Source organism: Armatimonadota bacterium (genome assembly GCA_035527535.1).
GTDB lineage: Bacteria > Armatimonadota > Hebobacteria.
This window is the reverse complement of record DATLAK010000091.1, coordinates 1-13,379: the sequence shown is the minus strand read 5'-3', so window position 1 is coordinate 13,379 and position 13,379 is coordinate 1. Positions and strand designations below refer to the sequence as shown.

At 66.3% G+C, this 13,379-nt stretch carries 12 protein-coding genes; 11 read left to right on the top strand and 1 reads right to left on the bottom strand.

Annotation, left to right across the window (positions count from 1 at the left end; genetic code table 11):
- The first annotated feature begins 456 nt into the window (after positions 1-456).
- The 9 genes from VM221_06570 (at position 457) to hutH (ending at position 9,980) form a co-directional block, all read left to right on the top strand.
- The gene (locus VM221_06570; protein HUT74482.1) at positions 457-627 is read left to right on the top strand and encodes a hypothetical protein; all 171 of its coding nucleotides are present in this window, start codon (positions 457-459) and stop codon (positions 625-627) included.
- Positions 628-793: 166 nt separating this feature from the next.
- Positions 794-1,807 (top strand): agmatinase, encoded by a 1,014-nt coding sequence (gene speB / locus VM221_06565; GenBank protein HUT74481.1) that lies wholly within the window; start codon positions 794-796, stop codon positions 1,805-1,807.
- 10 nt (positions 1,808-1,817) lie between these two features.
- Positions 1,818-2,726, top strand: coding sequence for a polysaccharide deacetylase (locus tag VM221_06560; GenBank protein HUT74480.1), 909 nt, complete (start codon positions 1,818-1,820; stop codon positions 2,724-2,726).
- Positions 2,727-2,819: 93 nt separating this feature from the next.
- Complete coding sequence (locus tag VM221_06555; protein ID HUT74479.1) at positions 2,820-3,776, top strand: BMP family protein; 957 nt, start codon at positions 2,820-2,822, stop codon at positions 3,774-3,776.
- A 64-nt stretch (positions 3,777-3,840) separates the two neighbouring features.
- Positions 3,841-5,364 carry an ABC transporter ATP-binding protein gene (locus VM221_06550; protein HUT74478.1) on the top strand — a complete coding sequence of 508 codons (1,524 nt, stop codon included), beginning with the start codon at positions 3,841-3,843 and terminating at the stop codon, positions 5,362-5,364.
- The gene (locus VM221_06545) at positions 5,361-6,467 is read left to right on the top strand and encodes an ABC transporter permease (GenBank protein HUT74477.1); all 1,107 of its coding nucleotides are present in this window, start codon (positions 5,361-5,363) and stop codon (positions 6,465-6,467) included. Before VM221_06550 ends, VM221_06545 begins: the two co-directional genes overlap by 4 nt.
- A gap of 6 nt (positions 6,468-6,473) precedes the next feature.
- Entirely contained in the window at positions 6,474-7,418 is a 945-nt protein-coding gene (locus tag VM221_06540; protein ID HUT74476.1) for an ABC transporter permease, read from the top strand.
- Positions 7,419-7,508: 90 nt separating this feature from the next.
- Positions 7,509-8,423, top strand: a complete 915-nt coding sequence (locus VM221_06535) for a zinc-binding dehydrogenase (GenBank protein ID HUT74475.1) — start codon at positions 7,509-7,511, stop codon at positions 8,421-8,423.
- An 18-nt stretch (positions 8,424-8,441) separates the two neighbouring features.
- Positions 8,442-9,980: a histidine ammonia-lyase gene (hutH, locus tag VM221_06530; GenBank protein HUT74474.1), complete on the top strand. Its 1,539-nt coding sequence runs from the start codon at positions 8,442-8,444 to the stop codon at positions 9,978-9,980.
- Positions 9,981-10,125: 145 nt separating this feature from the next.
- On the opposite strand, the gene VM221_06525 is transcribed toward hutH, so the two are convergent.
- On the bottom strand, positions 10,126-10,731 hold the full coding sequence (locus tag VM221_06525) for an urea carboxylase-associated family protein (protein ID HUT74473.1): 606 nt from the start codon (positions 10,729-10,731) through the stop codon (positions 10,126-10,128).
- A gap of 134 nt (positions 10,732-10,865) precedes the next feature.
- On the opposite strand from VM221_06525, the gene VM221_06520 reads away from it, so the two are divergent.
- Together VM221_06520 and VM221_06515 are read left to right on the top strand one after the other, a co-directional pair.
- On the top strand, positions 10,866-11,798 hold the full coding sequence (locus VM221_06520) for a LysR family transcriptional regulator (protein ID HUT74472.1): 933 nt from the start codon (positions 10,866-10,868) through the stop codon (positions 11,796-11,798).
- 7 nt (positions 11,799-11,805) lie between these two features.
- The gene (locus VM221_06515; protein ID HUT74471.1) at positions 11,806-13,065 is read left to right on the top strand and encodes an amidohydrolase family protein; all 1,260 of its coding nucleotides are present in this window, start codon (positions 11,806-11,808) and stop codon (positions 13,063-13,065) included.
- Positions 13,066-13,379: the final 314 nt, after the last annotated feature.

Sequence of the window (13,379 nt, the reverse complement as noted above, 5' to 3'; positions counted from 1 at the left end):
CGCATACACATTTTACAAGTTTTGTCTTATTAATGAATAAAAATCAATTAGTTATAGTATGGCGCACCAGACTACGAATCTGGGGGTCGGGGGTTCGAATCCCTCCCGGTGCACCAATCTTTTCAATGGGTTAGCTGGATTCTGACGGAAATCAAATTTACTCAGGTACCACATCGGTACCACCGCGACGCTTTTCAGTCGAATATTCCGGGTTCCTAATACGCTCCGAGCGCGCGCATCGCGCCAAGGTTGGATGGCCGTCTCGTTCAGTCGGGGCGGTCACCTCGATATGCGGCGCCGCTCATCAAGCGCGAAATTGATCCGTTCGATAGCCATCTCGATCTCGCGCCGGTCACCACTACGCCGGGCGCGCTCCAGAATCTCGCGCACCTCTCTGAGAGCGCGGACGAGCGGGGGAACGAGTGGCGGTGGCGAGGCGGTCATGGTATCGATGCTATGTCTCCCTATCCCGCGCTCTGCGACCGCGCCCGCGCCGCCGCCAAGCGCCTGGCCGAGCGCACCCAGGCCGAGCGCGAAGCGGCCGAGGCGCTGGCGCCCGTCGTCGGCGCCCACTGCATCGGGCTGGCACGGACGCCGCATTCCGTAAACCGCTACTGCGGCTGCTGAGCGCGCCGCGGTGCCGCCCCAGCGTGGCCCGCAACGGATTGTTCACGCAATATCAAAGCAAACTTCATATGTTTCATATTTATTTAACCAAAGCGCGCTGCCACGTTCTCTCTGTTGCGTGACGACCGAACGATCACGCTCGTGCGGAGGAGGCTGACGGGAGGCGATGGCAGAGGCGCTAAGCACCAGCGATGTCGCGAGACTCTACGGCGACGTTCCCCCCTTCATGGCCATCGCCCAAGTGAGGAATCTGGCCAAGCTTGATGCCGATGCCGCGATCGTCGGCATGCCCTATGACGGACTCGCGACCTTCCGCGGCGGCGCCACAAGGCGCGGACCGCAGGAGATCCGCAAGTTCTCTCTCCTCTTCGGCGGCTACAACTTCGATTGGGATCTGGACGTCTTCGAGCACCTGCGCGTCGCGGATGTGGGCGACGTGGACGTGGCGCCGGGCGACAATGCGGAGAGCTACGCGCGCTTCGAGGCGCGCCTTGGCGCTGTTCTGGCGGCTGGCGCGGTGCCGATCAGCCTCGGCGGCGATCACGGCATCACCTATCCGGCGGTCAAGGCGGTTTCCGAACATCACGGCGACCCTCTGGGCTTCCTGGTCTTCGACACACATCTCGATCTCAGCGAAAGCTTCGGCGGCGACCGGCTGACGCGCGCCTCCCCCATCCTGCGGATCTCGGAACTCGAGGCGGTGGATCCGAAGCGGATCGCCATCATCGGCGCCCGCGGGCCGCGCAACCTGCCGGAATGGACGCCGCTCTACCGGCAGCTCGGCATCTCGGTCTTCCCGATGGAGCAGGTCGAGAGCGAGGGCATCGAGTCAGTGACCGAGAAGGCGCGGCGGATTGCGACCGCCGGCGGCGCGCGGCTCTATGTCAGCATCGACATCGATAGCGTCGACCCGGCCTATGCGCCGGGGACCAACAGCCCGGAGCCCGGCGGCCTGACCGCACGCGAGATTCTGCGGGGCCTGCGAGTCGCCGCGCGCGAGGGCTTCGCGGGTTTCGACGTCGTCGAGGTGTCACCCGATTTCGACAATCCAAGCGGCACGACCAGCGTGCTGGCCGCGCGCCTGGTCGCCGAAGCCTTGGCATGCCTGGCGGCGCAGAAGGCGAAACGAGTGGACGGCTGGCGCACGGCTCATCATGGGCCGGTTGGCGCCCGGAACTGAAGGAGGCGGAATGATCCGAAATCCCGTACCCTGGCCGAACGGCGCGCGCTGCGCAGCGGCCATCACCTTCGATATGGACGCTGACAGCCTCGTGCATATTGCCAACCCGGACCGCGCGCCGGACATGGTCGCGACCACCTCGATGCTGCGCTACGGACCCGAGGTCGCGGTCGCGCGCATCCTCGAGACCTATCGCCGGCTCGAGATCACCCAGACCTTCTTCGTGCCGGCCTGGTGCGCCGAGAACTACCCGAAGGCGGTCGAGGCGATGGTCAATGCCGGCCACGAGGTGGCGCTGCACAGCTACATCCACGAGCTCTCGTTCGATTTCCAGCGCGACGAGGAGCATTACTGGCTGTCCCGCTCGGCCGAGAGCCTGACGCGGATCGCCGGCAAGCGCCCGCGCGGCTGGCGCGCGCCTATGTATTCCTTCTCGCGCCATTCGGCCGAGCTTCTGGCGTCCGAGGGCTTCGTCTACGACTCCTCGCTGATGGGCGACGACGTGCCCTATATGCTCGAGTCCCCGGCGGGACGTCTGGTCGAGATGCCGGCGCACTGGGGAATGGACGACTACCCGCAATACGCCCACACGCCGGATATCGACTACGCGGTGCCGGTGAAGGCGCCGAGCGACGCGATCCGCAACTACCGCGACGAGTTCGAGGCGCACTACGAGCATGGCGGCCTCTGGATCTGCATCTGGCACCCGTTCCTCACCGGGCGCCTGGCGCGATGGCACCATATCGAGAAGATGCTGACGGAGTTCCGCTCGCGAGGCGACGTGTGGTTCGCCTCGCTCGAGCAGATCGCCGAGCACGTGCTGAAATGCGAGCGCGAGGGAACCTATACGCCGCGCGTCGACAAGCTGCCCTTCTACGCGGACCGGGTGCCGCTGCATGCCGTGGGGGCGCGCGACTGACAACGGGGACGAGGGGTACGACCGCCGGTGCCGCGCGCAGATGGCGGACCGGCCGGACTGAACGGACGACTTGCAATTGGGAGGAGATTCAAAATGACCATCCGCAGGAGAGACATCATCATATCTGGCGCGCTCGCCGGCGCGCTGGCTTTCGCATCGGGCCCGGTGTTCGCCGACGAATTCAAGGCGGCCATCGTGATGCCTGGTAACATCACCGACCAGTCGTGGAACCAGACGGGCTACGAAGGCATCATGCGTGCCAAGGAGACCCTCGGGATCGTGGTCGCCTATAGCGAGAAGGTCACCCAGCCCGACCAGCTCGAGGCCATGTCAGACTATGCCCGGCGCGGCTACAATGTGGTGATCGGCCATGGCGGCGAGTTCGTCGATGCCGCCGAGCGGGCCTCCGAGCGGTTCCCGGACACCATGTTCGTGGTGACCAACGGCTTCGTCTCGAAGGACAACCTCGCCTCGGTCACCTTCGATTTCAAGCAGTTCGGTTATGTGCTTGGTTTTCTTGGCGGCAAAATGTCAAAGGCAGGCACGGGCGGCTATGTGAGCGCCCAGAAGATCCAGGTTGCCACGGATCTGGAGGCGGGCTTTAAGGAAGGCTTCCAAAGCGTTCATCCGGATGCGGAAATCTTTGTTTCCTACACTAATGACTGGGATGACGTGGCCAAGGCCAAGGAGGCCGCGCGCAACCAGTTCGACGAGGGCGCGGACGTGGTCTTCCCGCTACTGGACAACGGCCAGATCGGCGCCCTGCAGGCAGCCAAGGAAGCCGGCGGGTGGAGCTTCGGCGTCTGGCAGGACGTCTACGAGAACTGGCCGGACACTGTGCTGCAATCGGCGGTGATGGACTTCCGCATCGCACTGGTCGACTTCCTGGCACTCGCCAAGGACGGCAAGGCAGAGGGCAAGGTCTACAAGTTTGGCATCGGCACGGATGCCGGCACGCTGGGGACCTACAATCCATCAATCCCCGAGGACGTTGTCAACGAGACAGAGGCGGTGATCGAGAAGCTGAAGAGCGGCGAGCTCAAGCTCTGACACAACTGCGGCGGGGGCGTCCGCGTCCCCGCCGCTCCAATTTGCCCAATTCTGGAGCAGCCCGATGGCCGATCACCGACTCATCGTCGATGACCTGTGCAAGAGCTTTGGCTCGCTCAAGGCGAATGACCGGGTCAGCATTGCGATTGAGCGTGGCAGCGTTCACGCAATCCTGGGTGAGAACGGCGCGGGCAAGACGACCCTGATGAACATGCTCTATGGGCTGCTGCAGCCGGATTCCGGTCGGATCCTGCTTGACGGTGAGCCGGTGCGGATCGACAGCCCGCGCAGGGCGCTGGAGACGGGGATCGGCATGGTCCACCAGCACTTCATGCTGGTCGGGCCGCTGACCGTGACCGAGAACGTGATCCTCGGGATGGACGGCCAGGGCGCGCGGCTCGATCTCAAATCCCACGAGCGCCGGCTCCGAGAGCTCTCGGAAAGCTTCGGCTTTGACATCGACCCGCTCGAGGTGACCTCGCGCCTGCCGCTGGGCATGCAGCAGAGGGTCGAGATCCTGAAATGCCTCTACCGAAATGCCGACCTCCTGATCCTCGACGAGCCGACCAGCGTGCTGACGCCCGGCGAGATCGAGTCCTTCTTCGCGGTGCTGTGGCGGCTGAAGGAGGCCGGCAAGACGATCATTTTTATCACCCACAAGCTCGAGGAGGTGATGAGCCTCTCCGACAACGTGACGGTGATGCGCGCCGGACGGGTCACCGACTCGGTTGCGACCGCCCAAACCAATACGAGCGAGCTGGCCCGGCTCATGGTCGGGCGCGACATCATCTTCGATCTCGAGCGCCCGGAGGGACGCGCGGGCGAGCCGTTCTTCATCGTGGACGGCATCCGCGCCCGTGGCGAGCGCGGGAATGAGGCGCTCGACGGCATCGGCTTCACGCTTCACCGCGGCGAAATTCTGGGATTCGCCGGCGTCGACGGCAACGGACAAGCGGAGCTCGCCGAGGCGATCGCGGGGCTGCGTCCCTATCATGCGGGCTCGATGTGGATCGACGGCAAGGAACTTGCCGGCTACTCGGTCGCCGAGCGCAAGCACACGCTCGGCATCGGCTACGTGCCCGAGGACCGCCACCGCACGGGGTTGGTGCTGGACCAGAGCATCGCCCGCAACTTCATTCTGCGGAGCTACGACCGACCACCCTTCGTACACCATTGCTGGCTCCTCGACTTCAAGGCCATCCGGTCGAACGCTGCGCGTCTCGTCGAGCGCTACGGCGTGCGCATGAGCTCGATCGACCAGGATGCGCGGCGCCTCTCGGGCGGCAACCAGCAGAAGATCGTGCTGGCCCGCGAGATTGAGGCGAAACCCGAGCTTCTGGTCGTCGCCCAGCCGTGCAAGGGGCTGGACGTGGGCGCGATCGAATTCGTGCAGAACACGCTGATCGAGCATCGCAACGCCGGCATGGGGATCATCTACATCTCCACCGAGCTGGAGCACATCATGGCCGTCTGCGACCGGATCGCGGTCATCTTCAAGGGCCGGATCACCGGCATCCTGGAGCCCCGCGAGGCGACGTCCGAACGGCTCGGCAAGCTGATGGCGGGCATCACGGAGGACGCTGCGTGACATACGAGCTGCTGCGCTGGATCTACGCGCTCAAGAGCGTTTGGGCGATCCTGCTGGCGCTTGCCTGCGGCGCGATCCTGATCGCCGTGACCGGGAATTCCCCGATCGAGGCCTACCGAGAGCTCTTCGGCGGCGCATTCCTCGACTACTGGGGCTTCGCCGCAACGCTGACCAAGCTCTCGCCCCTGCTGCTGGCGGGCCTCGCGGTGGCGCTGCCGCTGAGGGTCGGGCTTTTCAACATCGGTGCCGAAGGCCAGATCTACATGGGTGCGCTCTTCGCGACCATCGTCGCGCTCCACGGGCCGGTGCTGCCGGGCTGGCTGGGGATCCTCGCCTGCGTCGTGGCCGGCATGGTGGGCGGCGCCCTCTGGGCGCTGATCCCCGCGGTGCTCAAGGCCTATCGCGACCTCAACGAGGTGATCGTGACGCTCCTGATGAATTATGTCGCGATCAACATTGTCAGCTACGTGGTCAACGGACCGATGATGGCGGAAGGCGCGCCCTATCCCTATTCGCCGGAGATCCGCGAGAGCCTGTGGCTGCCCTATGTGATGGCGCGCACGGACGCGCACATCGGCGCGGTGGTGGCGCTGGCGGCGGCAGTCGGCATGTTCCTGGTCTTCCGCTACACCTCGATCGGATACTCGCTGGCGACCGTCGGGCAGAACCAGGACGCCGCGCGCTATGCCGGCATGTCGGTGCGCCGGCACATCCTGCTGTCGATGGTGGTGGGGGGCAGCCTCGCCGGGCTTGCCGGGACGTTCGAGGTATTGGGCCTCAAGCACCGGCTCTTCCATCTCTTCAGCGGCGGCTACGGCTACGATGGCATCGTCGTGGCGTTCCTCGCGAACGCGAACGCCCTGGGCTCGATTGCCGCCGCGACCTTCATGGCCGGGCTCGAGAGCGGAGCGAACATCATGCAGCGGGCGACGGGCGTCCCGGTGACCGTGGTCGAAGCGATCAAGGGCCTGGTGGTGATCTTCGTCGCGGCCGGTCTCGCCTTCAATTTCGGACGCAGCCGCTGGGCACAGATCCTGCGTCGCCGGCGCGAGTTACAGGCGGCGCTGTCGAGCTCCGCCGCGCCCACGGAAGAAGACAGGTAGGCGGCGATGATCGAGCTTTTCACTGATATCGCCGCGCTGACTCGGCTTCTGGAATCGACGCTGATGCTCTCGGTGCCGATCGCCTTCGCGGCGATCGGTGGCGTCTTCTCCGAACGCTCTGGGGTCTTCAACATCGGCCTCGAGGGGCTGATGCTGATGGGCGCCTTCGGGGCGGCGCTGGGAACTTTCCACACCGGTTCGCCGGTCGCCGGCGTGATCGTCAGCATCCTGCTTGGGCTGCTTCTGGCCCTGCCGCTGGCGATCATGGCGGTGTCGCTGGGGGTGAACCAGATCGTCGCCGGGATCGCGATCAACCTGTTCTCGCTCGGCATCACGGCCTTCCTGTCGCGGATCGCCATCGGGGCCACGGCGAATACCCAGCTTCTGCCCGGGTTCGAGCCGATCGCGCTGCCCGTGCTCTCGGCGATCCCGCTTGTCGGGCCGATCCTGTTCAACCAGAACCTCCTCGCCTATGCCCTCTACCTGATGGTGCCGCTGCTCTACTGGCTGCTGTTCCACACGCCCTGGGGCTTGATCATCCGGGCCGTCGGCCATAGCCCGCGCGCCTGCGACACGGCAGGCGTACGGGTCCACCTGGTGCGCTATGTCTGCGTTCTGCTGAGCGGGGCGCTGGCAGCGCTCGGCGGCTGCTACCTGGTCCTGGCGCATGTCTTCGTCTTCTCCGAGCATATGAGCGCGGGGAAGGGGTTCATCGCACTCGCGGCGATCATCCTGGGGCGGTGGAGCCCGCTCGGAGCCTTTCTTGCCTGCCTGCTGTTCGGCTTCTTCGACGCATTGCAGCTGCGGCTTCAGTTTCAGAACCCGGAAGTGCCCTACCAGATCTTTGCGACGCTGCCCTATCTGGTCTCGATCGTGGCGCTGGTGTTGATCGCCGGGCGCAACGTCTCGCCCCAGGCGGTCGGACGCCACTACGACCGCGAGAGTTACTAAGCCATGCGTGCCGTCCAAGTCCCGGCACCCGGTGGGCTGGAGCAACTCACGCTGGCGGAGGTGCCGGTCCCGACGCCAGGCCCTGGCGAGGTGCTGATCGAGGTGGCCTATGCCGCCTGCAACTGGGGCGACGTGCAGAAGCGTCAGGGGATCTACCCGGACCCGGTCTCGTACCCCGCCATACTGGGCGCCGAGGTCTCCGGCGTGATCACCGCCTGCGGCAAGGGCGTCAGTGCGCTCCGTCCGGGGCAGTTCGTCGCCGCGATCACCGGGCCGGATATGCTGCGCGGCTTCGCCGAGGCGGTCGCCGTGCCCCACCGCTACGTGATTCCCCTGGCGCCCGGCTTCGACCCTAAGCTGGCGGCGGCCTTTCCCGTCGTCACGCTGACCGCCTATCACCTGCTCCATACCGCCCATCGCATCCGTCGCGGCCAGACCGTGCTGGTGCATGCCGCCGGTGGTGCGGTCGGCCTGATGCTGATCCAGCTTGCGCGCGCCGCCGGAGCCCGGGTGATCGGCACCGTCGGCTCGGCGGCCAAGGCCGAGCTGCCCCGGCGTTTCGGGGCCGACCGGGTGATCGTGAACGCGGAGGAGGATTTCGTCGCGGCCGCCATGGCCGATACGAAGAGGCGCGGCGTCGATCTGGTGATCGACTCTCTCGGCGCCGACATCCTGCCGCGCAGCTTCGACGCCCTGAAACCCTATGGCAGGGTGATCAATATTGGGGAGGCGGCGGGCGAGCCAGATTTTCCGGTGCGCAAGAAGCTCTACGAGCGCTCCACGTCGCTCGCCGGTTTCGAGTTGCTGCATGCAGTGCCTGGCTCACGCCGCTGGCGCGACGGTACGCGGAAGGTGGAACGGATGCTGGCGACCAGCGTGCTGCAGGTGCCGATCGCGGCCGAGTTCCCGCTCGAGCGAATCCGCGACGCGCAGGCGTTCCTGGAAGCCCGATCCGCGGCCGGCAAGGTGCTGATCAGCGTTGATCTGGGTAAGATACCGGGGTGATCCCGGACGAGGAGGACCATGGCACGAGACTTAGAAATCCGGCCCGGCAGGCTGACGCTCGGCACGCTCCGTGAACTGGAAGGGGCCAAAACCCGGTTTGTCCTGTCGGAGGATGCGCGCGCGGCGATCCGCGCGTCGAAACGGGTGCTCGACCAGGCAATCGAGGGGGGCCGCCGGATCTATGGCGTGACGACCGGCGCCGGGCCGCTCGCAGGGCAGGTGATCGGGCGCGACCTGATGGGCGAGATGCAGCGCCGGCTCGTGCTCTCGAACGCGGTCGGCGTCGGGGCGCCGCTCTCGCCGGGGGTGACGCGGCGGGTCATGCTCCTCAAGATCGCGACACTTGCCGCCGGCGCATCCGGCGTCGGCGAGGCGCTGGCGGACCGGCTGGTGGCGATGCTGAACGCCGACCTGCTGCCGGTCATCCCCGCCAAGGGATCTGTCGGCGCGTCGGGCGACCTCGCCCCGCTCGCGCATCTCGGCGTTTGCCTGCTGGGTGAGGGCGACGCCTATCTGCGCGGCGAGCGGATGCCGGCGGCGCGGGCCCTGGCCGAGGTCGGGCTCGCCCCCCTGGTGCTCGAGCCGAAGGAAGGGTTGGCGATCGTCAATGGCACCCAGGTCTCGACCGCGCTGGCGATCGAGGGGCTGTTCCTGGCCGAGTCGCATCTTGCTGCGGCGCTCGCCTGCGGTGCGCTCAGCGTCGAGGCCGGCAGCGGCACGGCGGCGGCCTTCGACCCCCGTATCCACGACCTGCGTGCACAGATCGGCCAGGCGGCGGTAGCGGACGTGCTGCGGACCTGGCTCGCGGGAAGCGGCATCCAGGCGGACCGCCCGGTGGCGCGGGTGCAGGACCCCTATTCCCTGCGCTGCATGCCGCAGGTGATGGGCGCCGTGCTCGACCAGATCGCCCATGTCGCGAGCATCCTCGGCCGCGAGCTCCGGGCCGTCACCGACAACCCGCTGATCGATCCTGCGAGCGGCGATCTCCTATTCGGCGGCAATTTCCATGCGCAACCGGTGGGAATGGTCGCCGACAACCTGGCGCTGGCGCTGGCCGAGACCGGCTCGATGTCCGAGCGGCGCACCGCTTTCCTGGTCGATCAAGGGATGAGCGGCCTGCCGGCCTTCCTGGTCGCTGAGGCCGGGCTCAACACGGGCTTCATGGTCGCCCAGGTCACCGCCGCCGCGCTAGCCAGCGAGAACAAGGCGATGGCGCATCCGGGCAGCATTGACTCGATCCCGACCGCGGCGAACCAAGAGGACTACGTTTCGATGGCGACCTATGCCGCGCGGCGGCTGGGCGATATGGCCGAGAATCTGGGCGCAATCCTGGCGATCGAGCTGCTCGCCGCGGCGCAGGGGCTCGACCTGCGCCGCCCGCTTCGCTCGAGCCCCGCGCTCGAGGCGCTGCACGGCGAGCTGCGCGAAACCGTCCCGGCCTGGGACGAAGACCGCTACTTCGCGCCGGATGTCGACGCGGCCCGCGCGGTCCTGGCCAGCGGTGCCGCGATGACGCCGGAGGCCCGCGCGGTCCTGCCGTCCTTCGGGGCGGCCTAGGGCAGTTTCCGCTCAACCTGGATCGCGCCCCTACCACCACCGTCATTCCCGCGCAGGCGGGAATGACGGGCCAACGTCGCGAGATCCCCGCCTGCGCGGGGATGACGGCCGAAAGGACCGCGAGTCACATCGACCGGAAGCTGCCCTAGCTCAGGATCTGGTAATGCGCCTCAGTCGGTTCGCGGTCGGCGCCGTTAATCGGGAGGATGTCCTGCGGGCAGGCCGACATCGCCACGATGCAGTCCATCCGCGCCCGCAGCACCACATAGTCCCTGGGCTTCGACAGCGGTTCGCCCCAGCCGGTGTTGCCCTCGGGATCGACGGGGATGTTCATCCAAAGATTGATTGGGCTCGGGCAGTCGGCCACCTGCACGCCGATCTGGCGCAGCGCCGCATACATGTTGTCGGTGCAGTTGTCGTGGTACTCGGTGCAGCCCAGAAGCCCGTAACGGTAGTCGTCGCAGGCCGCCATGATGGTGTCGTGGAGGCCGGGCGAGGTGTCCTCCTCGAAGAACAGAATCGGCCGGCGCCGGTTCGTCACCAACTCGTCGCCCTTGCGCGGGAAGATCCGGGTCAGGGTCGCGCGCAGGTGCTCGTTCGACAGGAACTCGGTCACATCCTCGGACGAGAAGCACCAGGTATCGACGACCTGGTTGCCGTGGGTATTGATGATCTTGATTGCCTGCCCGGCGTTCAGGCGAGCGGCCCGTCCGCGCCGGGCAGGAATGGTGAGGATTTCGGAACTGGTCATGGCAACGGTCTCCTGACGATGGCGCCCTTGAATGCGTCGGCTGATCGGCTCGTCATGAAGGTTGACCTTCGTGAAGGTTTGGATAAATACTAAAAAAACGAAGCTTTCTTTTGGCAGAGGTGAAGCAAGGCCCCATGGCCCAGTTTCGTGAACCGCAGGTCGATCCCACGGACATCAAGCTGCTGCGCGTGTTCATGAAGGTCGTGGAATGCGGCGGCTTCGCCGGCGCCCAGGCGGAACTCAACATCAGCGCGCCGACCCTGTCGACCCAGATGGCGACGCTCGAGTCGCGGCTCGGCATGCGGCTCTGCGATCGCGGTCGCATCGGCTTCCGCCTGACCGACAAGGGCAAGCGGGTCTATTCCGCCGCGCAGAGGCTGGAGACCGCGCTCAACGAATACCGGGCCGATGTCGGCGCGCTGCGCGGGCGGCTGGTGGGCGAGATGCATCTCGGCATCGTCGACTCGACGGTGACGAACCCGGACATGCGGACCAGCGCGGCGCTCGGCGCCTTCTGCCGGCGCGACCACGCCGTCCATGTGACCATGCACGTGGCCGAGCCCGCCGTGATCGAGAAGCGCCTGCTCGACGGCAGCCTCCATGTGGGCATCTCGGCCTTTTACCACCATGCGCCCGGCCTCGTGTACCGGCCGCTTTTCGAGGAGACCCACTCGCTCTATTACGGCCGCGACCATCCGCTCTTCGAGAAGCGCCCGGACGAGGTCTCCGAGGAGGAGGTGCGGCGCCATCCATACGTGGCGCGCGGCTATCTGATCAACCGGACCACCGGCGCCACGGCGGGCATGAACGCCGCGGCCACCGCCTTCGACATGGAGGCGACGCTGACCATGCTCCGCTCCGGCGCCTTCATCGCGCACCTGCCCGATCACTATGCCCGCCCCTGGATCGAGCAGGGCGAGCTGCGCCCGGTGATGCATGAGATCTTCACCTTCTCGTCGCGCTTCGAGTTCGCCATCCGCCGCGGCACCAGCGACGTGCGCGTGGTGAATGCTTTCATCAAGGACCTCTGCACCGCACACGGCGTGGACGCCGCCTTCGAGGAATAGGCCGCCGATGGACCTCGTTCTGAAGAACCTCGTCATTGCCGGCGGAGATGGCGAGATTCCGGCCGATGTCGGCATCGCCGACGGAACCATCGTCGCGGTCGAGCCCGGCCTGACCGGGAATGCGGAGACCCTGGACATGGGCGGCCGCCTCGCCGTGCCTGGCTTCGTCGAGTCGCACGTCCATCTGGATAAGGCCTGCATCCTCGAGCGCTGCCGGTCCGAGGAGGGGACCCTTGCGGAAGCGATCCGCGAGGTCTCCGCGGCGAAAAGGGCATTCACCGCCGAGGACATCCACGTTCGCGCGGCGCGGGCCCTGGATAAATGCATCCTCCAGGGAACCAACCGGATCCGGACACACCTGGAGGTGGACCCGGTGATCGGCCTGACCGGACTCGAGGCGATCCTGTCGCTGGTTGGCGATTATGCCTGGGCCGTCGATCTGGAGATCTGCGTCTTCCCGCAGGAGGGTCTCCTGAATAACCCCGGAACCGACGAGTTGATGACCGAGGCCCTGCGGCGCGGCGCTTCGGTCGTCGGCGGCTGTCCCTACGCCGACAGCGATCCGCTCGGCCAGATCGATCGGATCTTCGAGATGGCCTTGGCGTTTGACGTCGATATCGACTTCCACCTGGATTTCGACACCGATCCCGTGGGCATGACCGTTGAAGATGTCTGTCGCCGGACCGAGCGCCACCGCTATGGCGGCCGCGTGACGATCGGGCATGTCAGCAAGCTTTCGGCGCTGCCCGTCGGGCGCCTGAGGGAGGTCGCGTCCCGGCTGGCCGGGACAGGGGTCGCGGTGACCGCCCTGCCATCGACCGACCTCTACCTCATGGGCGCGGGCATGGATCACGATATCGTCCGCGGCGTGGCACCGGTGCACCGGCTGATCGAGATGGGCGTCAACTGCGCTCTCTCGACGAACAACGTCCTCAATCCTTTCACGCCCTTCGGGGACTGCTCGATGGTGCGGATGGCGAACCTCTACGCCAATATCGGCCAGATCGGCTCCCAGACCGGCATCCGCCAGTGCCTGGAGATGGTGACCGACAGGCCGGCGCGTCTGATGCGGCTGGACGATTACGGGATCGTGCCCGGCAACCCGGCGGACATCGTGATCCTCGATTGCCGCTCGGCGACGGAAGCGGTCCAGGAGCTCGCGATCCCACTTCATGGCTTCAAGCGAGGCCGCCGCACGTTCACCCGGAAACCAGCGGTACTCCATCGGCTAGAAGAGGGCCGGGGCGGGAATTCCTCTGCAAATTAGCGACGTGATTTCCGGTCGGCCAGGTCGGAACAGGATCGACCCGCTGCATCGGACCGCCCGCCTGATCTTCACACGCGGCCGCGCAGCTCAGCACGGCGGCCTCGCCGAAGGCCGGGCCCGCGATCTGGGCCCGATGGGCAACCCGCCGCGGTCGCGCCCGCAGGGCAGGGTGATGGACAATGTGATCTCGATCCTGCTGTCCGAGGCGACGGCATCGCCATTCGCCATGGTTGCGCCAGGTGAAGCGTCCGGCAGAACCTCGACCGGCAAGAACGACGGGAGATCATCTGCCGACGGCATGAACCGCGGATCGC